Genomic DNA, 22,363 nt, shown 5'->3' on the forward strand with positions numbered 1-22,363 from the left:
TGTGAGCGTTCGAAAGTATGTTCGAATTCTCGGTCTTCCCCCGGGTCTCCAACGCAGTCTCGACCGTCCCGACCGGGGAGTGAGTATGCCTGTTTCCGTTGATCTCGAAGGCCTCGAAGGGCTGTCCCGCACCGAGCGGATCGAGTTCCTGCGGCGTCGTATCCGGTCCTCACCTGCGCGTGTGGCCGATGCCCCCGCTCCTGCCGCACCGGTCACCCTCACGGCCACCGCGCCTGCCCCGGATCCTGCGCCGGCCCGGGTCCGCCCGGTTCTCCCGGTCCCGGAGGCGTTGTCGGCGCTGCTCCCCGAGGGTGGGTTGGCCCGCGGCACGGTGGTCTCGGTGTCCGGCGCCGGATCGTTGCTCCTCGGGATCCTGGCGTCGGTCACCGGATCGGGACGGCACGCCGCCGTCATCGGTCTGCCGCGGCTGGGACTGTTGGCGGCGTCGGAGATGGGGGCGCATCTGCAGCGGGTGGCGCTGGTCCCGGATCCCGGGCCGGACCCGGTGGAGGTCGCCGCCGTGCTGCTCGACGGCATCGATCTGGTGGTGCTGGGGCTGGGCGGCATGTCGGTGCCGCCGTCGCGAGCGCGGGCGGTGGTCGCTCGGGCGCGCAACAAGGGCGCCACGCTGATCGTCACCGACGGACGCTGGGACGGCGCCGAGCTCCGGTTGGACGCCCGCATCCGCGGGTACGGCGGGCTCGGCTCGGGGGCCCGTACGGGTCACGGCCGGGTGCGCGCCGTGCATCTGGGCGTCGAGGTGCAGGGCCGTGCCGTCCGGCCACGGACCGGCCGGTTGACCCTGACGTCCACGGGCGACGGGGTCGAGTGGGGATCGGCCGACTCCACCGTGTCGCATCAGGATCCGGTGCTGGAAGCGCTGCCGTCGTGAGCACCGACCGTCGGAGCCGGGTGCTGGCTCTGTGGTGCCCCGACTGGCCGGCCGTGGCCGCTGCCGCCGCGGCGGAGATCCCGGCCTCGTCGCCGGTGGCGGTGGTCTCCGCCAATCGTGTCGTCGCCTGCTCCGCGACGGCACGCGCCGAGGGGGTCCGTCGCGGCGGCCGACGCCGTGAGTCGCAGGCCCGCTGTCCGGAACTGTATGTGGCGCGGGCGGATCCGGATCGTGACGCGCGACTGTTCGAGCCGGTCGCCTCGGCGGTGGACGAGGTGGTGCCCGGTATCGAGGTGCTGCGGCCCGGCCTGTTGCTGCTGTCGGCGCGCGGTGCGGCGCGGTACTTCGGTTCGGAGGAGGCCGCGGCGGAGCGACTGGTGGACACCGTCGCGGCGGTCGGTGTCGAGTGCCAGGTGGGGATCGCCGACGAGGTGTCGACAGCCGTCGTCGCGGCTCGGCACGGCGCGATCGTGCCGCGGGGGAGCGGCGCGCAGTTCCTCGCTCCGCTCCCGGTGGCCGAGTTGTCGGCGGAACCGTCTCTCGCGGCGCCGGACCGGGTGGACCTGGTGGATCTGCTGGTGCGGCTGGGTCTGCGCACGGTGGGGGACTTCGGGGCACTGTCACCGGTGGACGTGGCCTCCCGCTTCGGCACCGACGCGGTCCTCGCGCACCGCAGCGCGCGAGGTGAGCCGGAGCGGCCGCCCTCGGCGCGCGTGCTTCCTCCCGATCTCGAGGTCGAGTACCGCTGCGACCCTCCGATCGATCGCGTCGACGCGGCGGCGTTCGCGGGTCGCGCCCTGGCCGAGAGACTGCACGTGACGCTGTCGGCCGCGGCCGTGGCCTGCACCCGGTTGCTGGTGCAGGCCACCACGGCCAACGGTGAACACCTCTCCCGCACGTGGCGATGCGCGGAACCGCTCACTCCCGAGGGCACCGCGGATCGCGTGCGATGGCAGCTCGACGGCTGGCTCACCGGCCGCAGTGAGAACAAGCCGACCGCCGGCATCGTCCTGCTGCGTCTCGAGCCGGTGGAGGTGGTGTCGGCGGGTGCGCTGCAGCTGGGACTGTGGGGCGGAGTCGGCGACGAGGACGAGCGGGCCCGCCGTGCCCTGGTGCGGGTGCAGGGTCTGCTGGGCGGCGACGCCGTCCAGGTGGGTGTGCTCAGCGGTGGTCGGGGGCCGGGTGAGCGCGTGACGATGCTGCCGTGGGGCGACGAGCCGGTGCCCGATGCCGATCCCTCCGCTCCGTGGCCCGGCCGGTTGCCGTCCCCGTCGCCCTCGGCGCTGATGCCGACGCGTCCGGAGATCGCCGTGACCGACGAGTCGGGAGTGGCGGTGCAGGTCACCGAGCGCGGCATGTTCGATCGCGTGCCCGGCCGGGTCGACTGGGGATCGCGGAGCTGGGTGCTGCACGGCTGGGCGGGACCGTGGGCGGCGGACGAGCGGTGGTGGGATCTCGGCGCCACCTCCACGGCCCGCCAGGTGGCACGGGCGCAGGTGCTGCTGGAGGACACCCGTGCCCTGCTGGTCCTGCACGACGGTGGACGATGGTTCGTGGAAGGGATCTACGAATGACGGCGGAACGCGCACGGGAACGCACGGGCGAGGCCACGATCCTGCATGCGGACCTCGACTCCTTCTACTCCTCGGTGGAGCAGCGGGACGACCCGTCGCTGCGCGGGCGACCCGTCATCGTCGGCGGTGGTGTGGTTCTGGCGGCGAGCTACGAGGCCAAGGCCTTCGGCGTGAAGACGGCCATGGGTGGCCGGCAGGCGCGCGCTCTGTGCCCGCAGGCGGTGGTGGTGCCGCCCCGGATGGCCGCCTACTCGCAGGCGAGCAAGGACGTCTTCGAGGTGTTCGAGAACGTCACCCCGCTGGTCGAGGGCATCTCCATCGACGAGGCCTTCCTCGACGTCACCGGGTTGGCGCGGCTGTCCGGATCGCCGTCGGACATCGCTCGGGACCTGCGTCGCACGGTGGCGGAGGACGTCGGTCTCCCCATCACCGTCGGGGTGGCGCGCACCAAGTTCCTCGCCAAGATCGCCAGTGCCGTCGCCAAGCCAGACGGCCTGCTGGAGGTTCCGCCGGACCGTGAGCTCGAGTTCCTGCATCCGCTTCCGGTGGAGCGCATGTGGGGCGTCGGCAGGATCACCGCCGACAAGCTGCACGCGCAGGGCATCCGCACCATCGGTGACCTCGCCGCGCACCGCGAGGGCGCGCTGGCCGCCGTCCTCGGATCGGCCGCCGGTCGGCACCTGCACGCCCTGTCGAACGGTATCGACGCGCGCCGGGTGAGCACCGGCAGGAGCCGGCGGTCGGTGGGCGCCCAACATGCTCTGGGGCGTCGTCACAAGACCCCGGCGGACATCGACGCAGCCCTTGTCGGACTGGTCGACCGTGTCACTCACCGCATGCGGAAGGGTCACCGGGCAGGTCGCACGATCACGCTGCGCCTGCGTTTCGACGACTTCACGCGAGCGACGCGATCCACGACGCTGAGCCGCGCGACGGCCGACACCCACGTCGTGCTCACCGCGGCCCGATCGCTGCTGGGCGCATCGATGTCGACCATCACGATGCAGGGCCTCACCCTTGTCGGCGTGGCGGTGTCGAATCTCGAGAGCGCCGCCGCGATGCAGCTCGAGCTGCCGTTCGAGACGCCGGAGGACGAGCATCCGACCATCGACCGGACGGCCCTGGACGAGGCGCTCGACGGAGTGCAGCGCCGGTTCGGCACCTCCGCGCTCACACGCGGTGTGCTGCTCGGGCGAGAGGAGCAGACATCGGTGCCCATGCTCCACGAGTGAGGGTCGGCGCCTCTGGGAGGATGGCTCGATGATCATGACGGACGGCGTGGTGGACGCCGAGGGCGTGCGGCTGCACTATCGAGATTCCGGTGGTGCCGACGTGCTGGGGTCGCCCGTCGTGCTGGTGCACGGCATGGGCGGCGACGGCCACACCTGGGACACGTTCGCGCGCACGCTGGTTCGGCGGGGCCGCCGTGTCGTCGTCCCCGACCTCCGCGGGCACGGCCGCAGTGGACGCGCACGGAGTTACCTGTTCGGTGAGTTCGGCGACGACCTCGAGGCGCTCCTGGATCATCTCTCGCTGACTCGCGTCGACCTCGTCGGCCACTCCCTGGGAGGCCACGCCGCGACGCTCGTCGCCCAACGCCGTCCGACGACGGTGCGCAAGCTCGTGGTCGAGGAGGCTCCACTCCCCATCCGTCCTGGTGACGAGACCCCGTCGATCACGACGAAGTTCCCGTCCGCGCGCGAACTGTTGCACGCCACGACCAGCGTGATCCGACACCCCCGCGCCGTGCTGGCCTTCGATCGGTCGATGACCTCGTCCGCGCTCACCCAGTTCCGCGCCCCCGATCCGCTGTGGTGGGAGTCGCTGGCCCACATGGAGAGTGATGTGCTGTTGGTCGTGGGTGGTCCCACCGGCATGGTCGACCGCGCGCGCCTCGAGGCGATGACGGCGCTGGTGCCGCGCAGCCGGGTCGTCGCCGTGGACAGCGGCCACAGTGTGCATCGGGATCGGTTCGCCGAGTTCGACGCCGCGGTCGGCCCGTTCCTCGCCGAGCACCAGGAAACTCCCCGCGCCCTGTGAGGCGTCCAGAACCGACGACGTCCTCGCCGTCCCTGGCGGCCACAGTCGTTACCGTCGGCGCATGACGGCACCCACCCAGCAGTTCACCGTGACCCGGACCGACGGCGAACTCGCTGCTCGGGCCCTGATGTACGCCGTGTCCGAGCTCAGCCTCATCAGGGTCACCGGCCAGGGCGGGGCCGCCTACGCGCAACTGCAGGTGTGTCCGTCGGGTGCGCGCTACCGGTCGGTCGTCGACGGGATGAGTCCACGCGCCGCGCGGGAGCTGACCAACGGATACCACGCCAACTTCCACCACCCGGTGCTCTACGCGGCGGCGCTGCGGCTGGGCGCCGTGCGGCTCGCCGAGCTGGTTCCCATGTCGCGGTCGTTGCGCGCGGTGCTCGTCGCCGCCCCGGCCGTCGCGGCCACCGCGGACATCACCGAGAACGTCGTCAACCTCTACCTCCACCGCGACACCCGCCGCATCACCGACACGACCGCGACCGTGTCGAGTGCGCTCAGCATCGTCAAGTGGGGCGGGACGGTGGGACCGTTGGCCTACATGACGGTCGGCTTCCTCCCGATCTGGGGCCGAGCCGTGCGGGACCGGTTCGCACGCGGTCGATAGGACTGCACAGCCGCCGAGCGATCCGCCGGTTACCGTCGTGTCATGACCGTCACCCGGCCCCGCGCGGCGACGCTGTCGCTGCGGAGTCGCATCCGACTTCTCACGGTGAGCGTGGCGGCGCTGGCCGTCGCGATCTGCTCCTGCGTGATCTACATGGTCACCGAGGACGCTCTGCGTGCGCAGCTCGCCGATCGGGTGGGCCGGGACGCCGACAAGTTGATCGCCAGTGACTCCTCCGGACTCTCGCCCGCGGCCTTCGGTTTCGCTGCCGGACCTCGCGCGGGACGCTATCTGCAGGTGGGCATCGTCAGCGAGGACGGTGACGTGTACTCCGCGTCCGGAAGTTTCACTCCGTTCGCCTCTCCCGACGGCGTGCTGGAACCGGTGGTCGCGTCGGTGGTCGCGGGGGAGTCGGACCGCGTCGTCACCGACCTGAACGGCTACGCGGTGGCCATCGAGAAGGCGCCGAGCGGGTCGACGGTGCTGGTCGGAGAGTCCTACCGGTCGCTCGACGGGGTGATGAGTGGACTGCTCCTCATCTTCGTCACGGTGGGCGGCGCACTGGTGGTGCTGGCAGGGTTGTCGGGGTACCTGGTGGCGCGGACGGGCCTGCGCCCGGTCGGAAGACTCACCCGCGCCACGCGGCGGATCACCGAGACCGGCGACCTCAGTCCGGTGGCCGTGGTGGGTGACGACGAGCTGGCGCATCTCGCCGATCGGTTCAACGACATGCTGGCGGCCCTGCAACGCTCGCGGCTCGCACAGAACCACCTCATCGTCGACGCGGGTACCGAGCTGCTGGCGCCGCTCACCGCCTTGCGCACCAACATCGAGTTGCTCATCGAGATCGGTGACCCCGATCGTGCGCCCGCGGTGCCGCTGGATCAGGATGCGGTGGACCAACTTCGGCGCGACATCGTCGATCAGCTGGACGAGGTCGCACGCCGTATCCACCGCCTCGTCGACGAGGCGCGGGAGGCGCACACGCGGGACGGGTGAGTCAGGTGTCCGCTCGGTAGCGCGCGGGGGGACCACCCACCAGGGTGGTGAACGCCCGGATCAAATGGCTCTGATCCGCGTATCCGAGGTCGGCGGCGAGCGCCGCCCAGTCCACCGTGCCGTCGGTGTGCGCGGCACCCGCCACGTCCAGGAGTCGGCACCGCTGCACCACCCACTTGGGCCCGACGCCGACATGGTCGGCGAACTGTCTCTGCAGCGTCCGCAGGCTCACTCCCGCACGATCCGCGAGCTGCTGCGCCCGGATGACCGTCGTGTCCGTCTCGGCCAGCTCCACGAGGTCCGCGATGTCGGCGGCCACGGGGTCGGCCGTCGCGGTCCGCTCGATCAGCCACGAGGAGAGTCGGTCCACACACGTGGTGACGTCCGCGTCCGGGTCGAGGAGGAGACCGGCGAGTCGGCGATCGTCGGTGCCCAGCACGTCCGCGACGGTCCCGACCCGATCGGTCATCGAGCTCACGGGCCGGCCGAGAACGGGGCGGAAACCTGCGGGACGGAACGCTGCGGCGACCGTGCGCCCGTCGCCGACGAGGGTGCGCTGGAAGCGACGTCGCATCACGCCGTGCACCAGCAGCCGCGGAGCGCCGTCCCGAGATTCCGCCGTCAGATGGACCACCGGGCGCGGGACGACCTCCTGCACGTGCGGTTCGGGGCAGTGCCACTCCACCCACCAGAAGTAGTCGACGAGGGTCGAGAGGTCGTCGGGAGGGCGGGAGCGGCCGACGGTGATCCGACCCTCCGCACGCGCGGGGTGCAGGATCGCCGACTGCGCGCGTCGGCCTGCTCGGGTCAACGGATCCTCCGTCACGGAGCGAACCGTACCGCTCGAGGTGACGCGTTTGTTCAAGTCACGGTCCCGATGGTGAGGGAGGCTGGGGTCATGACGACGACGCGACTGGCGATGATGACTCTGGACTGTGCCGAGGTTCCTCCTGTGGCCGAGTTCTGGGCGGCGTTCCTCGGTCTGACCCAGACGATGGGCGACGGCGAGAACTACGCCATGCTCTCTGCCGCGAACGGGGGCCCGGCGCTGGGCTTCGGCCGCGTGGACGGCTATCGGCCACCCGCCTGGCCGAACCCCGACGGGAGCAAGCAGTTCCACTTCGACGTAGCGGTCGAGGACATCCCGGCCGCCGAGGCCCGTGCGATCGAGCTGGGGGCGACGCTCGCCGAACCACAGCCGGGTGAGACGTGGCGCGTTCTCCTCGATCCGGCCGGCCATCCGTTCTGTCTGACGGATGCCGCCAACTGGGGCTGACCACACGCGTGGTGAACTGGGATCGACAACGATCCCCGACCGAACGGACGTCCCGTGGCCATCACCGCTCTGCTCGAACTGCGTCTCGATCCCGCCCGGCTCGAGGAGTCGCACCGCATCATCGACGAGACCCTCGTCGCCACCCGCGCGTTCGAGGGATGCCTCGGTGTCGAGGTCACGGCGGACGTGAAGGATCCGGCGCACGTCGTCATCGTCGAGAGCTGGGCCAGCGTCGAGGCCGACGCCGCCTACCGGGCGTTCCGGGCGACGCCCGAAGGCCGCAGTGAACTCGGCTCGATCGTCACCGCGGCGCCGGTGCTGACCGTGCTCGCGCCCGTTCGATGACGACGGACGCGACTCCCTCGGTTGCCTTCGTCCAGGCCACCTGGCATCGCGAACTGGTGGACCGGGTGCGCCAGGGTTTCGTGCGGGAGTTCGGGCGTGACGTGGACACCTTCGAGGTGCCCGGTGCGTTCGAGATCCCCCTGCACGCCAAGCGACTCGCGCTCACGGGCCGGTACTCGGCCGTCGTCGCGGCGGCGCTGGTGGTGGACGGCGGTATCTACCGGCACGACTTCGTCGAGACGGCCGTCATCGACGGACTCATGCGGGTGCAGCTCGACACCGATGTGCCCGTGTTCTCGGTGGTGCTGACCCCGCACCACTTCCACGAGCATGCCGACCACACGAGCTTCTTCGCGGAGCACCTCGAGAAGAAGGGTGTCGAGGCGGCGAGCGCGGTGGTGCGCACGCTCGCGTCCCTCGACTCGATCGGCCGCTAGCTGTCGGGTCGGTCCTGCCAGACCGAGGGGTCGACGAGCGCGAGCTTGGCTGGTGACCGGATCATGTCGATCCGCGACACCAGGCCCGTCGACGACACCTCGAACGAGACGACGCCGACCAACCCGTCGCCCGCCACGAGGGCGAGTCCCGTTCTGCCGTTCACACGGCACGGACGCACCCGCAGACCGTCTCCCGCCTTCGCCGCGATGCCGAGGAGGAATCTCGCGACGTGGTCGGCGCCGATCACGGGACGCCGTGCCGCCGAGACGACTCCGCCCCCGTCGCTGACGAGAACGACGTCGGGGTCCAACGTCGTCAGCAGATCGGCGAGCACTCCCGTACCGGCGGCACGGGTGAAGTCACGCACGGCGCCGGCATGCAGCTCGGGCGACACCGCGAAACGTGGAGCCCCCTCCGTCACGTGCCGTCGTGCACGAGACGCGAGCTGCCGCACGGCATTCGGAGTGCGGCCCACGATCCGCGCGATCTCGTCGAACGGGACGTCGAACACGTCGTGCAGGACCCATGTCGTGCGTTCGGCCGGGGACAGCGTCTCGAGCACCACCATGAGCGCGAAGCGCACGCTCTCGTCGAGCGTCACCCGGTCGGGCGGCGAGTCGGCCGGTCCGACCAACGGCTCGGGCAACCACGGTCCCACGTACGTCTCTCGTCGCACGCGGGCCGACCGCAGCACGTCCAGTGCTGCGCGCGAGACAGCGACCACGGCCCACGCCTCGACGTCGAGAACGGGTGACGTCGCATCGGCCGCGACCAGTTTCGGCCAGCAGTCGGACACGACGTCTTCGGCGTCGGCGTGCGAACCGAGGACGGCGTAGGCGATGCGGACCAGCCGTGGGCGGACGCGGACGAAGTCGTCGGTGACACTCACCGGGTCGAGGCACCCACGCGCGCGAGCCACTGATCGAACGTCTCTTCACCGTGCGCAGCGTCCGGACCGGGAAGGAGCCCACCGTTCGCCATGCCGCGACCCCCGGCGCCCGGCAGCCGCAGGGGGAGGACGAGACGCTTCGATCCACGCGCGCGCAGCAGCCTCCGGGCAAGATCGGGTTGGTACTCCGGGCGCGGACCGGCGTACTCCACGACCGAGGTGAGCGGTGTCCCCACCGCCAGGTCGACGATGTGTGCGGCGACCTCGGCGGTGCTGACCGGCTGACTCCGCATCGTCGGGACCATCGCGACCGGACCCGAAGTCATCGCGAGAGCCTGATCGGTGAACTCGTGGAACTGCGTCGCACGGAGGATCGTCCTTGGCAGCGTCGACTCGCGTACGAGCTTCTCCTGCAGACGTTTACCGGCGTAGTAGCCGTAGTCGACACGATCGCACCCCACGATGGACAACGCCACGTGGTGACGGATTCCCGCGCGCTCACCGGCGGCCAGCAACGTCGACGTGACGGCGCCGAAGAACTTCTCGGACGCGCGCGCCGACATCGTCGTGACGTTCGCGGCGTCGATCACCGCGTCGACGTCCGTCAGTGCCCGGTCGAGCTCCGGCGTCGGCCGCACGAGATCGATTCCGGCCGATCTCGCGAGTACCACGGGAGTGTGTCCTCGCGCCCGCACCTGCTCCACCACGTGCCGCCCCGCTGCGCCCGTTCCGCCTGCCACTGCGATCCGCATGGCGTCATCCTTCCCTCGTGCGAGTCCTCGGTGGAACCCGTTCGAGAGTAGGACGAGAGAGAGCCGGCATCTGTGACATCACCAGTGGGCGCCGGGAACCCATCGTCCGGCCCGCCGCACGACCCGGGGCATCCGGAACTCGCGTCGGTTCTTCTTCGGTGCACGGGGACCGGACGACCACGAGCTGGTGTCGGTGATTCCCTTGGCGGCGGCACTGTCCGGATACGCCTTGTAGTACGACGCCAGCACGCGGTCCTTCGAGCGAGGCATCAGCAGGTTGCCCCACTCCGCGGCGGTTCCGGTGGGAACGTCGATGCGCTTGGGCTTCTCGATCAGTGCCCGCATCACCATCGCGGCGGCCTTCTCCGGCGTCTCGACCTTGTTGACGTTCTTGTTGCCGGTGGGGGCGATCATCGGGGTGTCCACGAGGGGCATGTGCACGGTGGTGAACGAGACACCGTCCGCCAGGGTCTCCGAAGCGGCGACCGAGGTGAAGGCGTCGAGCGCCGATTTGCTCGCCACGTACGCGGCGAAGCGCGGCGGGTGGCTCTGCACCGAGGCGCTGCTGATGTTGACGATGTGGCCATACTTCCGCTCGCGCATGTGGGGGAGCAGCGCGAGAATCAGGCGGAGTGCCCCGAAGTAGTTGACGGCCATGGTCCGCTCGAAATCGTGCAGACGGTCGGTCGACAGGGTGAGTGAGCGCCGGATCGATCTGCCCGCGTTGTTGACGAGCATGTCGACGTGGTCGTGGTCGCGCAGGATCGCGGCCACGGTCTCGGCGACGGACGCGTCGTCGGTGATGTCGCAGACGTAGCCGTGCGCGTCGCCGCCGTTCGCCCGGATCTCCTCCACGACGGCCGCCAGCTTGGCCTCGTCGCGGGCGACGATGATGACGCGCGCGCCCTTGCGGGCCGCAGCGAAGGCAGAGGCCTTGCCGATACCCGAGGAACCGCCGGTGATGACGACGTGTCGGTCGACCAGTGGCCCGGCCGGATCGTCGCGTCGCGCCCGGTACGGGTCGAGATGCGCACGCCAGTACGACCACAGTGCGGGTGCGTACGTGCGGAACTCCGGTACGCGGGCCGCGTTCTCGCCCATCGCCTCGTTCAGTGCGGCACGGGTGAGGGTCGAGTCGAATCGGGTGGGCAGCGTGAGGTGCTCGGCCATGACGGGCGGGATGTCGTAGTTCTCGAACACCGCGTCGCGGGCGGCGACGACATGACGATTGGTCGAGCGGAGCAGCGGCGTGACGACGGAGCCGGGAATGCTCCCCACGGCGCGGGGTGCGCCGGCCGCGTCGGCGAGAGCGGAGTAGATCTCCCGCATCGGTTGCGGACGCGGGTTGACGAGGTGGAACACGCGGCCGTCGAGATCCGGGGCGTGCAGGAGGGCGACAAGCGCGTCGGCGACGTGGTCGACCGGGACGATGTTGGTCGCGCCGAGTGCGGGCACCGTCATCGGCAGGGCCGAGGGCAACTCGGCGAGGAGGGAGATGAGCCGGAAGAGGTAGTACGGGCCGTCGATCTTGTCGATCTCGCCGGTGGTCGAGTCACCGACCACTGCTGCCGGTCGGTAGACCCGCCAGGTGAGGCCCGGAGTCTCGCGGACCACCTTCTCCGCCTCGAACTTCGTGCGGTGGTACGCCGTCGGAAAGTTCTGACCGAGGTCGAAGTCGTTCTCGGTGAACACCCCTCGATGGTCTCCGGCCACCGCGATGGACGACACGTGATGCAGGGTGGCGCCGAGTGACCGGGCGAGTTCGGCGACTGCGGCCGTTCCCTGCACGTTGGTCGATTCCTGGTCCTCGCCGGCGGTCAGGTCGTAGATCGCGCCGAGATGGATCACGTGGTCGACCGCTGTCAGAGCGGACAGTGCTGAGTCGTCGATGCCGAGACCGGGTCGCTCGAGATCGCCGATCAGCGGGCGAACGCGGTGACCGGACGACTCCGCGACGCCGCTCAGGCGGTGTTCCGAGGTCGGTCGCACGAGAACGTGGACCACAGCGTTGGCGTCGCGTTCGACCAGCCGGCGCACCACGGCCCGGCCGAGGAATCCTGTGCCACCGGTGACCACGTAAGTACTCATGCGCGGACCTTACCGCGGAGTAAGTACCGGCGGTATCAGTGACCGATGCCGACTTTTTCGTGCACCTTCTTCATCCACGCGGGTGCCCACCAGTTGGCCTCGCCCATGAGCTTGACCAGCGACGGGACCAGCAGCATACGGATGATCGTGGCGTCGATGATCAACGCCAGAATCATGCCGACACCCAGGAATCGCATGATGGACAGTCCGGACATCGAGAACGCCCCCGTCACGATGATCAGGATCAACGCCGCCGCGGTCACGATGCGTCCGGTCCGCTGGGCGCCGATCAGCACCGCCTCCTCGGTGGTGGCACCGGCCGTGCGCGCCTCCACCATGCGGGACATCAGGAACACCTCGTAATCGGTGGACAGCCCGAACACGACCGCGAGGATGAGAACCACGAACGTCGCCTCGAGCGGTGCCGGTGTGACGCCGAGCAGGCCCGCCCCGTGACCCTCCTGGAAGATGAACGTCAGAGCCCCGAACGTCGCGGCCATGCTCAGTCCCGCCATGGCAACAGCCTTGATCGGCAGCACCACCGAGCCGAACGCCAGGAACAGCAGGATCAGCGTCGACACCACCATGATGGTGAGCATCACCGGCAGCCAGTTCACGATGGCGTTGTTGCCGTCGAGGACCAGGGCCGCCGCTCCGCCCACCGTCAGGTCGGTTCCGTCGGGTGCCGGGATCGCGCGGAGTTGTTGCACCACATCCTGTTGCGCTTCCTGGGACACGTCCGAGGAAAAGGTCGCGTTGATGACCACGAAGTCGCCGCTGGCCGTGCCGAACTGAACGTTGGCGATCCCGCTCACCGCGCGCGCAGCCGTCGTGACCGCATTGATGGCGGGGCCGTCCGGCCGCGCCGACTCTCCGTCCAACACGATGGTGGCGCTGTCGCCGGTGCTGCTGAAGTCCGAGGCGAGGGTTTCGAACGCGATACGCGCGGGATCGTCGGCGGGCAGCGCGGTGTAGGACACCTCGCCCAACTGGGCCTTGACCAGCGGTGCGGCAACGACCAGCAGGCCGACGATGATCAGGGTGGCGACAGCGATCGGGCGCGTCATCACCTTCGTGACGACCCCGCCCCAGAACCTGTGTGCGCGTGCATCTCCGCGATCCGAGGCGGTCCTGGACCAGGTGATGGCATTGATGCGGTCACCCAGCATGGCCAGGACGGCCGGTACAGCCGTCAACGACAGCAGAGCCGCACATCCGACGGCCGCCATCGCGCCGAAGCCGAGGGATCGGATGATGGCCTGCGGGAAGACGAGCATCCCCGCGAAGGCGCAGATGAGCAGCAGACCGGAGAAGACGATGGTGCGCCCGGCGGTGAGCATCGTGCGTCGTGCGGCCTCGTGGGACGTGGCTCCGCCCCTGAGTTCCTCGCGGAACCTGCTGACGATGAAGAGGCCGTAATCGATGGCGAGTCCGAGACCCAGCAGGCTGGCGACGTTGACGGCGAAGGAACTGATCTCGGTGAACGTGGTGAAGATGCGCAGGACGGTCAGCGCGCCGGCCACCGAGAGCGCTCCCACGATCACGGGCACTGCGGCGGCCACGACGCCGCCGAAGATGACGACCAGAAGAATCAGCGTGATCGGGATGGCGATGATCTCGGCACGGACCAAGTCTTCCTGGAGCTGGGTGTTGAAGGAGACGCCGGCGACGGAGGCGCCCGCGAACTGCGTGTCGATGCCGGCGACCTCGAGCTTGGGGAGCAACTCCGAGAACGACGCGACCGTGATGCCGCTGGCGTCGCCGAGGGTGACGGTCGCGAGTCCCTTCGTGCCGTCCTTGCTCTCCAGGAACGGCTTCTGCACCGGTCCGGCCGTCCAGTAGGAGGTGATGTCGTTCGGACCCACCTCCGCCCGGAACGCGTCGAGCACCGGCGTGACGTCCGCGCCGATGTCGTCGAGTGTGCGGCCGTCGGGCGCGGAGTAGATGACGATGATGTCCGGGGCGGCGGTTCCCAGGCCCTGGATCTGTCGGGCGACCTGCACGGCCTCGCTGCCGGGATCCTCGTATCCGCCCTGGCTGAGGCTGCCGAAGACCCCGAGTCCCCACGTGGCGCCTGCCAGAACGATGACGATCGCGGCGGTCAGGACCCACCGTGCCCGCGACACCACGAACGAAGCCCAGCGAGTCACAGAAAATCCCCATATCGGTCAGGTCGAGCATCCACGGTCGTGTGTGACTGTAGTGAACGGTTCTGGGGAAGCTCTGAGAGCGGGGACAGACCGGGCGGTACAGTTCGGGCCATGCGAACGGCACGGCAGATCAGCGAACGGCTGACGGTGGCGATGCTCGTGCTCTCGACGACTCTCACGCTGATCGTCGCGATGCCGCAACCCATCGAGGTCGCCGTAGCTGTGGCCGTCACCGTATCGGTGGCTCTGCTCGCCGCCGCGTTCCTGCGACCCGAGTCGTTCGTGGGGCGCGTCGAGTCGGCGAACGGCCCTCCCGCCGACGAACGCCGACTGCGCGGATCCTTCCGCCGTCAGTCCCACCCCGCCACGCCGGGCCGTCCCATGCCCCGAGCACCCGGAGCTCTCGCGGGGGCGCAGCCGAGCTGATCGGCGCCGTGCGTCTCCGCACCGACGACACCGTTCACATCTCGGATCGTGGGAGAGAGACCTCATGTTGCACCTTTCCGGCATCACCCGTGCCCACGGAGAGTTCACCGTCTTCCGGCACGTCGACCTCACTGCTCGTCCCGGCTCGGCCTGCGCCGTGGTCGGTGCCAACGGCTCCGGAAAATCGACGCTCCTCCGCTGTGCCGTCGGCGCAGACGACGTCGACGAGGGGCGCGTGCTCCTCGACGGCACCGACCTCGACGAGACCGATCCCGCCACCCGTACGGCGATCGCGGCCGTCCTCGACGACGGGGGCATGTTCCCTCACCTGTCGGTGCGCGAACATCTGACACTGATCGCCACGGCCCATGCGGTCGACGACGCGGAGGCCGTCGTGACGGCGATCCTCGACGGGCTCGCCCTGTCCGCCGCGGCCGATCAGCTCCCGGTCACGCTGTCCAGTGGTCAGCGTAGGCGGCTCGTCCTGGCCTCCGCCTTCGTGCGACCTCGTCGCGTCCTCGTCCTCGACGAACCGGAGCAGCATCTCGACTCGGACGGGCGCGCGTGGCTCGCCCGCACACTGGCGGCCGAGAAGGAGGCCGGAGTGGCGGTGCTGTTCGTCTCGCACGACAGGGCAATCGTCGACGCCGTGGCCGACGTCGTCGTCGACGCCGACACATGGCGATGACCTCCGCCGCCGATCTGCACCGAGAGCTCCGCCGACGCCGCCGCGGCACCGAGAGTGCGGTCGAGCAGGTGTCGATCTGGGGTGGCGGCGCCTTGTCGACGGTGGCCGTCGCGCTATGGGTGCTGTCCGGCCGCGGGACGGGATTCACATTGGACCCGGTGCTGTCGGCGTCGGCATCGACGAGTGTCGGAATTGTCCTCGCGGCGGCCGCACTCCATGTCCTGCGCGTCGTCGGACCGATCGGAACCGACGCGGCCACGACGCATTGGCTCGTGTCGGCGCCGCTCGATCGACGCACTCTTCTGCGCGGCCAGGTGCTCGCCTGGACCGGCGCGCTCGTCGCACTCGGAGTGCTGGTCGCTCGTCTGCTGGCACTGGTCGCGGGTGCGACGTCCTGGTGGCCGTTGGCCGCCGTCGGGGCGGCGGCCGGTGCGCTGGTGGTCGCCCTGGCGGTGTTGGGGCAGCAGTCCCGCAGGTGGTCGTCCGCGCTGCCGATGATCGAGCTCGGAACAGTCGTGTCGGCGGGCGTCGCGACGCTCGCACCGCCTCCTCCAGCTGTCGCGTGCGCGACTGTGCTCGCCGTCGCGGCCGTCATCGGATGGTGGGCGGCCGACTCCCGCCTCGGGCGAATTCGTCGGACGTCCCTGACGTCGGGGGCCGATCTGCTGGCGGCCGGGTCCGCGGGACTGTCCTTCCTCGACGTCGGGTTCCTCGTGTCCGCGCTGGAGACCAGGGCCCACCGACGCCGAGGGGCGGTGCGCCCGCGGGGTCGTGCCGGAAGATCCGTCGGCCCGGTCCGCGCCCTGGTGCGGTCCGACCTGATGCGGCATCGCCGGAACACGATGCTGCCGGCGGTCCTGGTGACCGGACTCGGTCTCGTGCTCGCCGCCTCCGCGGTGTCGATGCCGTACTGGGCGGGCGTCGTGGGCCTTCTCGTGGGCTACGTGGCGACGTCGGCGGCCAGCATCGGGTTCCGAGATATGTTGGCGGATAGATCGTTACGGTTCTCACTCGCGCTGCCGGACCGTACGATGGCCGGTGCGTTCCTCGTGGTGCCGTCGCTGGTGGCGCTCACCGTCGCAGTCACGGTAGCGGCGGCGGTGTCGTGGTGGGCGGGCATCGTGGTCGGGTCGACGACGCTGATCGCCGTGGTCCGGTCCCGTACCGCGCCGCCCCGCGTCTACGACGGCCTCGCCGTGGTGACCATGTTCGGTACGGTGCCGGTCGACGTGATCCGTCAGGTCCTGCGTGGCCCGGGCCTGCTCCTCGTCGGTGCCGTGCTGCTCTTGCTGTGACAGGACGCGATCACTCCAACCCGGACAGGTCCACCTCCACCGCAGACGGCGGGCGTAGCGCAGTGACCGTCGCCCACCCACGCGCGACCAGTCCGGCGTCGCTCTCGTCGTCGTCGGCTGCGGCGATGGCGTCGAAACGGGCGGTCACGAATTCGTCGTCCTTCTCACCGATCTCGGCCTGGACCGCGCCGAAGGCGGCGAGCTCTGCTGGCCGGACGCCGCGGAGTTCCGACGGGGGGACCGGCGGGATGTTGACGTTGAGGACCCAGTCCGCCGCACCGTGGTCGACGAACCAGTCGAGTGCGCGCCGGGCCACGAGGTGGGCGGTGTCCCAGCTCGGAGCGCCCGAGGCGACCTCACGGTCGATCTGGTCGTGGATGTCGCCAGGCGCGGCGAGAGACGCCGTGTCGAGGCCGGCGAGGGACAGGGCCATCGCCGGAACCCCGTGGGTGGACGCGGTGAGGGCCGCCCCCACGGTGCCGGAGTGCAGAACGGCGGAGCCGGTGTTCGGACCGTGATTGATGCCGGACAGCAGGATGTCCGGCCGCGGACCGAATGCTCCGCGCGTCGCGACGAACGCGATCATGGCGGGCGAGGCCTGCACGGCGAACGCGTCGACGTCCAGGTCGGCGACCGACACGCGGGAGACCACGAGCTGGTCGCGGTTCTGGAGCGCCGACAGCGACGCACTCGCACCGCTGCGCTCCTCGTGCGGCGCCGCCACCACGACGTCGTGACCGGCCTCGACGGCGACCCGAGCGAGCACGGCGATCCCGTGACTGTCGATTCCGTCGTCGTTCGTGATGAGCACGCGCACGTGTGCCTCCTGCGAGTGGGTGCAGCCGGTCAGGACGAGAAGGGGCGTACCTCGACCGTCGACATGATGGTCTCGACGAGCCCCACCTGTCCTGTACCCAGTCCGCGGCGGGTCACGTTGGCGGTGCCGGCGGCGCCGCCGAGGGCGAGTGCCTCCTCGATGGACATGCCGCGGGCGAGTCCGGTGGCGATGCCGGCGCTCATGGAGTCGCCCGCACCATGGTGGTCCGTCTGTTCCAGGTCGGGAGTGACCACCTCGAGCACCGTGCCGTCGACGAGGGCGAGCGCCGGGTCCGCCGCGCGGGAGAGAACCACGATGTCGGCACCCTCGTCGTGCAGGGCGCGCATCGCCTCGATGAGGACGTCCGGGTCCTCCGACTCCGCGCGCCCGTCCTCGATGAGGTCTTCGTGGCTCATCTTGAGCACGGTGAGCCCGCCCTGCAGAGCCGCCGTCGCGGTCGGTCCGGACAGGTCCGCGACGACGGGCTTCGACAGCGATCGCAGATCGGTCGTGAGCCGTCGGTAGAAGTCTGCGGGCACCACCGACCCGGTGTGCGGGCCCCCCAGCAGCACGATGTCGGACGAGGCTCCGGACTCGAGGGTGATCCCGTAGAGATCATCGAGCGCGTGCCGGGCCAGGTGCGGGGGATCGATCGTCGCCACCTCGGTGCGGTCGCCGTCGCGCCGGTCGTGGATGTAGGACCCGGATTCGTCACCGATGTCCACGGCACGCACGGTGATGCCCTCGCGGTGGATCAGATCGCGCAGCACGCCGCCGCTCTCGCCGCCGAACGCGCCGGTCAGCGTCACGTCCATGCCGAGGTTGGTGGCCATGCGGGCGATCCAGTGGCCTTGGCCGCCGGCGTGCACGTGGAGTTCGGTGTCGCCGTTCGGCGCTGCGTCCAGGGTGATGGTGAGCAGCGGGGACGGCGCGAAGACGGTGGCGGTGGGCGCGTGTTCGGCAGTCGACATCGCCGTGATGTGCCCGATTCGTCCGTTCCCCAAACCCGACGTCGAACGGTCGACAGGTCAGCTGCCGAAGGCGTCCGCGAGGTCGTCGAGCGACGGGAAAGCCGGTTCCGGTGTTGCCTCGGGCACCGTGATCACCGTCGACGCCTGCTGGACCGTGTACACGGTCCAGGGCAACACCGTGGCCATGTACTCAGTGAAACCGGGGTAGTCGGACACCCACATCGCCTCGGTCGCGTCGCCGTCCTGGAGTGCGCACGTCGCCAGCACGACGTACGAGCCGGGAGGAACGTCGGACACCGTCTGGGTCGACGTGCCGGGCTCGATGTCACCGCCGTCGTAGAGGGTCTGCCCGGGTCCGAGAATGTCTTCCAGCGGCGGCAGAACGCCGTCCGGTGCGGGTGCCAACGACGTGGCACAGCTGAGGGTGCCGTCGGCAGCAGAGGTGATGGTGTCGGTGACGGACGTGCCGTCGACAGCGAACGAGTAGGTGACGTCGGTGGGTTCCGCCGCGGCAGCGAGACCGGGAGTGGCGAGGGCCAGGGGAATCGCTGCTGCAGTGCCGAGAAGGGTTCGGGTGAGCATTCGCACGGCATGTCCTCTTCGTCGTCGATGGTCGCTTCCAGAGGAAGTGTGCAACGGAAGCGGACCATTCGGCACCTTTCGTACCGGGTGTCCCCGTGGGGGTGTGGTTCCGGGCGAGACCACGGTTTCCGTCGACTTGCCGTCGGAGTGGAGGTGATGGTCCAATGGGAACATACGTTCGAAGAGTGGGGGTGCGTCATGGGCTGGAACGACGGGCCGCCCACGTGGACCGAGATGGAGCGTCTGCTCTCGGGAAAGCCCCGCGTCATCGATCCGCTCGCGATGGGCGACGGCGGTGACAGTCCGGCGTGGTCGCGCAAGCGTGATCCCTACGAGGGTGCGGTGGTGCGGCCGCGTGACACCGTTCCCTACGCGGAACTGCACGCCCACTCGTCCTTCAGCTTTCTCGACGGAGCCTCCCAGCCGGAGGAAATGGTCGAGGAGGCCGTACGGCTGGGTCTGGACGCCATCGCGCTGACCGATCACGACGGCATGTACGGCGTCGTGCGGTTCGCGGAGGCGGCACGCGAGTTGGAGATGAAGACCGTCTTCGGGTCCGAGTTGTCGCTCGGTGACCCGGGCATGCCGACCGAATCACGGACCGGCGCAGCCGATCCGGACGGAACTCATCTGCTGGTACTCGCTCGCGGGCAGGAAGGCTACCGACGGCTCTCCCGGGAGATCGCCACCGCGCATCTCGCCGGGGGCGAAAAGGGGCGTCCGCGCTACGACATCGATGCTTTGGCCGACGCAGCAGGAGGGCACTGGCAGATCCTGACGGGGTGCCGGAAGGGCAGTGTGCGACGTGCGCTGACCGAGAGCGGGCCGGCGGCGGCAGAGCAGGCACTACGCGAACTCGTCGATAGGTTCGGTCGGGACCGGGTCACGGTGGAGCTGACCCGTCAGGGAATCGCGGAGGACGACGACCGCAACGACGTGCTCGCGGAACTGGCCGAGCGGTTGTCGCTCCCGGTCATCGCGACGACGTCGGCGCACTTCGCGCGGCCGAGTCGGCGCCGACTCGCGATGGCCATGGCAGCGGTCCGTGCGCGGCGCAGCCTCGACGACGCGTCGGGCTGGCTTCCGCCGCTGGGTGGGACGCACCTGCGCTCCGGCGCAGAAATGGCGCAGCTGTTCTCGGCGTATCCCACCGCCGTGTCCCACGCCGCGGCGCTGGGGGAGGAGTGCGCGTTCGACCTGCACCTCATCGCGCCGCAGCTGCCGCCGTTCGACGTGCCGGAGGGCCACACCGAGATCACGTGGCTCCACGAGTTGACGATGCGCGGTGCCGAGCGACGCTACGGTCGACGCGAGGACGAACCTGCGGCCTACGCCCAGATCGACCGCGAACTCGCCGTCATCACCGAACTCGACTTCCCCGGCTACTTCCTGGTGGTCCACGACATAGTCGACTTCTGCAAGAGGGCCGACATCCTGTGTCAGGGGCGAGGATCCGCGGCCAACTCCGCTGTCTGCTACGCGATCGGCATCACCAACGTCGACCCGGTGCGCAACGGTCTGCTGTTCGAGCGGTTCCTCTCCGTCGAGCGCGACGGCCCGCCGGACATCGACGTGGACATCGAGTCCGACCGTCGGGAAGAGGCCATCCAGCACGTCTACGCCAAGTACGGCCGCGACTACGCGGCACAGGTGGCCAACGTCATCACCTACCGCGGGAAGTCGTCGGTACGCGACATGGCGAAGGCGCTGGGGGCATCGCAGGGTCAGCAGGACGCGTGGAGCAAGCAGATCACCCGCTGGTCGGGGGTGCCGGGGCGAGACCTGTCCGCCGAGGCCCGCGAGACCAGCATCCCGCTCCCGGTGCTCGAACTCGCCGCGCAGATCGAGAACTTCCCACGGCATCTCGGCATCCACTCCGGCGGCATGGTGATCTGCGATCGGCCGATCGCCGACGTGTGCCCCGTCGAGTGGGCGCGCATGGAGAACCGCACCGTGCTGCAGTGGGACAAGGACGACTGTGCCGCAGTGGGTCTGGTGAAGTTCGACATGCTCGGGCTCGGCATGCTCTCGGCGCTGCACTACATGATCGACCTGGTGAAGGAGCACAAGGGACTGCACGTCGATCTCGCCGAACTCGACCTCGGCGAGGCCGCGGTGTACGAGATGCTGCAGCGCGCGGATTCGGTCGGGGTGTTCCAGGTTGAGTCGCGGGCCCAGATGGCGACGCTTCCTCGCCTCAAGCCGCGGGAGTTCTACGACCTCGTCGTCGAGGTGGCCCTCATCAGACCCGGACCCATCCAGGGACATTCGGTGCACCCGTACGTCCGGCGCCGCAACGGACTCGAGCCCGTCACCTTCGATCACCCGTCGCTCGAGCGGGCACTCGAACGCACTCTCGGCGTACCGCTGTTCCAGGAGCAGCTGATGCAGATGGCCGTCGACGTCGCCGGGTTCTCGGCCACCGAGGCGGACCAACTGCGCCGGGCCATGGGGTCCAAGCGCAGTCCGGAGAAGATGGACCGCATGCGGCAACGCTTCTACGACGGGATGCGCGACCTGCACGGCATCACCGGCGCCAAGGCCGACCGCATCTTCGACAAGCTCTACGCCTTCGCCAATTTCGGCTTCCCCGAGAGTCATTCGCAGAGCTTCGCGTCGCTGGTCTTCTACTCGTCGTGGTTCAAGCTGCATCACCCGGCGGCGTTCTGTGCCGGGCTGCTCCGCGCTCAGCCGATGGGTTTCTACTCGCCGCAATCGTTGGTGGCCGACGCTCGGCGGCACGGTGTCCTGGTGCACGGGCCGGACGTCCGTGCCAGTCTCGCCCACGCCACCGTGGAGAACAACGGCCTCGAGGTGCGCCTGGGATTGTCCGACGTGCGGTCCATCGGGACGGCGTTGGCCGAGAAGATCGTGGCGGCGCGGGAGTCCGGCGGGCAGTTCACGTCTCTGCTCGATCTCACCGGACGTGTCGAACTCTCCGTCACGCAAGCAGAGTCGCTAGCCACCGCCGGCGCCCTGGCGTGTTTCGGTGTGACACGTCGAGAGGCGCTGTGGGCAGCCGGGGCCGCCGCAGCCGAACGCCCCGATCGACTCCCGGCACTGGGTGCGTCCACCCGGGCTCCGTCGCTGCCGGGAATGAGTGCGTGGGAGTTGGCCGCCGCGGACATCTGGGCCACCGGTGTCTCACCCGACAGCTACCCCACCCAGTTCCTGCGCGAGCGGCTCGACGAGATGGATGTCGTCCCCGCCGACCGCCTGCTGTCGGTGGCCGACGGAGATCGGGTGCTCGTGGCCGGCGCGGTCACCCACCGCCAACGTCCGGCCACCGCGGCGGGCGTCACGTTCATCAACCTCGAGGACGAGACCGGGATGATCAACGTGGTGTGCTCGGTGGGACTGTGGCAGAAATACCGCTCGGCGGCGCAGTTGTCACAGGCCCTGTTCATCCGGGGCATCGTGCAGAACGCCGAGGGCGTCGTGACGCTGGTGGCCGACAAGCTCGAGACGCTGGACCTGCGAGTGCTGCTGCGCTCCCGAGACTTCCGCTGATCCACCGATGGGTGGGCGTTC

The 22,363-nt window shown here is 69.7% G+C and carries 21 protein-coding genes; 13 read left to right on the forward strand and 8 right to left on the reverse strand.

Going from position 1 to position 22,363, the window contains the following annotated elements; genetic code table 11:
- Positions 1-85 precede the first annotated feature (85 nt).
- The 6 genes from HQ314_RS13610 to HQ314_RS13635 all read left to right on the forward strand — a co-directional run bounded on the left by HQ314_RS13610 (position 86) and on the right by HQ314_RS13635 (position 6,115).
- Positions 86-892 carry a hypothetical protein gene (locus tag HQ314_RS13610; protein WP_222638771.1) on the forward strand — a complete coding sequence of 269 codons (807 nt, stop codon included), beginning with the start codon at positions 86-88 and terminating at the stop codon, positions 890-892.
- On the forward strand, positions 889-2,466 hold the full coding sequence (locus HQ314_RS13615) for a DNA polymerase Y family protein (RefSeq protein ID WP_222628090.1): 1,578 nt from the start codon (positions 889-891) through the stop codon (positions 2,464-2,466). Before HQ314_RS13610 ends, HQ314_RS13615 begins: the two co-directional genes overlap by 4 nt.
- A complete protein-coding gene (gene dinB, locus HQ314_RS13620; RefSeq protein ID WP_222650321.1) occupies positions 2,463-3,698 on the forward strand; it encodes a DNA polymerase IV in 1,236 nt (411 codons plus the stop codon). The genes HQ314_RS13615 and dinB overlap by 4 nt, the downstream gene beginning before the upstream one ends.
- Before the next feature lie 28 nt (positions 3,699-3,726).
- On the forward strand, positions 3,727-4,506 hold the full coding sequence (locus HQ314_RS13625) for an alpha/beta fold hydrolase (protein WP_222650322.1): 780 nt from the start codon (positions 3,727-3,729) through the stop codon (positions 4,504-4,506).
- Between the two features lie 61 nt (positions 4,507-4,567).
- The gene (locus HQ314_RS13630; RefSeq protein WP_051612916.1) at positions 4,568-5,116 is read left to right on the forward strand and encodes a hypothetical protein; all 549 of its coding nucleotides are present in this window, start codon (positions 4,568-4,570) and stop codon (positions 5,114-5,116) included.
- Positions 5,117-5,158: 42 nt separating this feature from the next.
- Complete coding sequence (locus HQ314_RS13635; RefSeq protein WP_222650323.1) at positions 5,159-6,115, forward strand: sensor histidine kinase; 957 nt, start codon at positions 5,159-5,161, stop codon at positions 6,113-6,115.
- A gap of 1 nt (position 6,116) precedes the next feature.
- Here the strand turns inward: HQ314_RS13635 and HQ314_RS13640 are convergent, their stop codons facing one another.
- Positions 6,117-6,941 (reverse strand): helix-turn-helix domain-containing protein, encoded by an 825-nt coding sequence (locus tag HQ314_RS13640; RefSeq protein ID WP_308119400.1) that lies wholly within the window; start codon positions 6,939-6,941, stop codon positions 6,117-6,119.
- 72 nt (positions 6,942-7,013) lie between these two features.
- Between HQ314_RS13640 and HQ314_RS13645 the strand changes: the two genes are divergently transcribed.
- From HQ314_RS13645 to HQ314_RS13655, 3 genes are read left to right on the forward strand one after another with little or no spacing between them, the layout of a single operon-like run.
- Positions 7,014-7,391, forward strand: a complete 378-nt coding sequence (locus HQ314_RS13645; protein ID WP_056442458.1) for a VOC family protein — start codon at positions 7,014-7,016, stop codon at positions 7,389-7,391.
- A gap of 54 nt (positions 7,392-7,445) precedes the next feature.
- Positions 7,446-7,736, forward strand: coding sequence for a putative quinol monooxygenase (locus tag HQ314_RS13650; protein ID WP_027503772.1), 291 nt, complete (start codon positions 7,446-7,448; stop codon positions 7,734-7,736).
- Positions 7,733-8,173, forward strand: a complete 441-nt coding sequence (locus HQ314_RS13655; protein ID WP_027503771.1) for a 6,7-dimethyl-8-ribityllumazine synthase — start codon at positions 7,733-7,735, stop codon at positions 8,171-8,173. Before HQ314_RS13650 ends, HQ314_RS13655 begins: the two co-directional genes overlap by 4 nt.
- Here the strand turns inward: HQ314_RS13655 and sigJ are convergent.
- The 4 genes from sigJ to HQ314_RS13675 all read right to left on the reverse strand — a co-directional run bounded on the left by sigJ (position 8,170) and on the right by HQ314_RS13675 (position 14,053).
- Complete coding sequence (sigJ, locus tag HQ314_RS13660; protein WP_222627294.1) at positions 8,170-9,063, reverse strand: RNA polymerase sigma factor SigJ; 894 nt, start codon at positions 9,061-9,063, stop codon at positions 8,170-8,172. The genes HQ314_RS13655 and sigJ overlap by 4 nt on opposite strands.
- Complete coding sequence (locus HQ314_RS13665) at positions 9,060-9,815, reverse strand: SDR family oxidoreductase (protein ID WP_222650324.1); 756 nt, start codon at positions 9,813-9,815, stop codon at positions 9,060-9,062. Before HQ314_RS13665 ends, sigJ begins: the two co-directional genes overlap by 4 nt.
- Positions 9,816-9,893: 78 nt before the next feature.
- Positions 9,894-11,903, reverse strand: coding sequence for an SDR family oxidoreductase (locus HQ314_RS13670; protein WP_222650325.1), 2,010 nt, complete (start codon positions 11,901-11,903; stop codon positions 9,894-9,896).
- Positions 11,904-11,938: 35 nt separating this feature from the next.
- Positions 11,939-14,053, reverse strand: a complete 2,115-nt coding sequence (locus tag HQ314_RS13675) for an MMPL family transporter (protein WP_222650326.1) — start codon at positions 14,051-14,053, stop codon at positions 11,939-11,941.
- 111 nt (positions 14,054-14,164) lie between these two features.
- Between HQ314_RS13675 and HQ314_RS13680 the strand changes: the two genes are divergently transcribed.
- The 3 genes from HQ314_RS13680 to HQ314_RS13690 all read left to right on the forward strand — a co-directional run bounded on the left by HQ314_RS13680 (position 14,165) and on the right by HQ314_RS13690 (position 16,462).
- Positions 14,165-14,479, forward strand: a complete 315-nt coding sequence (locus HQ314_RS13680; RefSeq protein ID WP_261781651.1) for a DUF6412 domain-containing protein — start codon at positions 14,165-14,167, stop codon at positions 14,477-14,479.
- A 64-nt stretch (positions 14,480-14,543) separates the two neighbouring features.
- A complete protein-coding gene (locus tag HQ314_RS13685) occupies positions 14,544-15,167 on the forward strand; it encodes an ABC transporter ATP-binding protein (protein ID WP_222650327.1) in 624 nt (207 codons plus the stop codon).
- Positions 15,158-16,462 (forward strand): DUF6297 family protein, encoded by a 1,305-nt coding sequence (locus HQ314_RS13690; protein ID WP_222650329.1) that lies wholly within the window; start codon positions 15,158-15,160, stop codon positions 16,460-16,462. Before HQ314_RS13685 ends, HQ314_RS13690 begins: the two co-directional genes overlap by 10 nt.
- Before the next feature lie 10 nt (positions 16,463-16,472).
- Here HQ314_RS13690 and surE read toward each other — a convergent pair whose 3' ends face one another.
- The 3 genes from surE to HQ314_RS13705 are packed head-to-tail and all read right to left on the reverse strand — an operon-like array spanning position 16,473 to position 18,832.
- On the reverse strand, positions 16,473-17,279 hold the full coding sequence (surE, locus tag HQ314_RS13695; RefSeq protein ID WP_222650330.1) for a 5'/3'-nucleotidase SurE: 807 nt from the start codon (positions 17,277-17,279) through the stop codon (positions 16,473-16,475).
- Between the two features lie 29 nt (positions 17,280-17,308).
- Positions 17,309-18,250, reverse strand: a complete 942-nt coding sequence (locus tag HQ314_RS13700; protein WP_222650331.1) for a 1-phosphofructokinase family hexose kinase — start codon at positions 18,248-18,250, stop codon at positions 17,309-17,311.
- A gap of 57 nt (positions 18,251-18,307) precedes the next feature.
- Complete coding sequence (locus tag HQ314_RS13705) at positions 18,308-18,832, reverse strand: hypothetical protein (protein ID WP_261781652.1); 525 nt, start codon at positions 18,830-18,832, stop codon at positions 18,308-18,310.
- 198 nt (positions 18,833-19,030) lie between these two features.
- On the opposite strand from HQ314_RS13705, the gene HQ314_RS13710 reads away from it, so the two are divergent.
- Positions 19,031-22,342, forward strand: coding sequence for an error-prone DNA polymerase (locus tag HQ314_RS13710; RefSeq protein WP_222650333.1), 3,312 nt, complete (start codon positions 19,031-19,033; stop codon positions 22,340-22,342).
- Positions 22,343-22,363 lie beyond the last annotated feature (21 nt).

This window comes from Rhodococcus sp. BP-332 (assembly GCF_019836065.1).
Classification (GTDB): domain Bacteria; phylum Actinomycetota; class Actinomycetes; order Mycobacteriales; family Mycobacteriaceae; genus Rhodococcoides.

Excerpts from the sequence above, each read along its gene's own strand:
- HQ314_RS13645 (WP_056442458.1), top strand. The coding sequence starts at position 7,014 with ATGACGACGACGCGACTGGCGATGATGACTCTGGACTGTGCCGAGGTT.
- HQ314_RS13710 (WP_222650333.1), top strand. The coding sequence starts at position 19,031 with ATGGGCTGGAACGACGGGCCGCCCACGTGGACCGAGATGGAGCGTCTG.
- HQ314_RS13705 (WP_261781652.1), bottom strand. The coding sequence starts at position 18,832 with ATGCTCACCCGAACCCTTCTCGGCACTGCAGCAGCGATTCCCCTGGCC.
- HQ314_RS13610 (WP_222638771.1), top strand. The coding sequence starts at position 86 with ATGCCTGTTTCCGTTGATCTCGAAGGCCTCGAAGGGCTGTCCCGCACC.
- HQ314_RS13685 (WP_222650327.1), top strand. The coding sequence starts at position 14,544 with ATGTTGCACCTTTCCGGCATCACCCGTGCCCACGGAGAGTTCACCGTC.
- HQ314_RS13700 (WP_222650331.1), bottom strand. The coding sequence starts at position 18,250 with ATGTCGACTGCCGAACACGCGCCCACCGCCACCGTCTTCGCGCCGTCC.
- HQ314_RS13630 (WP_051612916.1), top strand. The coding sequence starts at position 4,568 with ATGACGGCACCCACCCAGCAGTTCACCGTGACCCGGACCGACGGCGAA.
- HQ314_RS13680 (WP_261781651.1), top strand. The coding sequence starts at position 14,165 with ATGCGAACGGCACGGCAGATCAGCGAACGGCTGACGGTGGCGATGCTC.
- HQ314_RS13655 (WP_027503771.1), top strand. The coding sequence starts at position 7,733 with ATGACGACGGACGCGACTCCCTCGGTTGCCTTCGTCCAGGCCACCTGG.
- dinB (WP_222650321.1), top strand. The coding sequence starts at position 2,463 with ATGACGGCGGAACGCGCACGGGAACGCACGGGCGAGGCCACGATCCTG.
- HQ314_RS13625 (WP_222650322.1), top strand. The coding sequence starts at position 3,727 with ATGATCATGACGGACGGCGTGGTGGACGCCGAGGGCGTGCGGCTGCAC.
- HQ314_RS13670 (WP_222650325.1), bottom strand. The coding sequence starts at position 11,903 with ATGAGTACTTACGTGGTCACCGGTGGCACAGGATTCCTCGGCCGGGCC.
- HQ314_RS13635 (WP_222650323.1), top strand. The coding sequence starts at position 5,159 with ATGACCGTCACCCGGCCCCGCGCGGCGACGCTGTCGCTGCGGAGTCGC.
- HQ314_RS13665 (WP_222650324.1), bottom strand. The coding sequence starts at position 9,815 with ATGCGGATCGCAGTGGCAGGCGGAACGGGCGCAGCGGGGCGGCACGTG.
- HQ314_RS13690 (WP_222650329.1), top strand. The coding sequence starts at position 15,158 with ATGGCGATGACCTCCGCCGCCGATCTGCACCGAGAGCTCCGCCGACGC.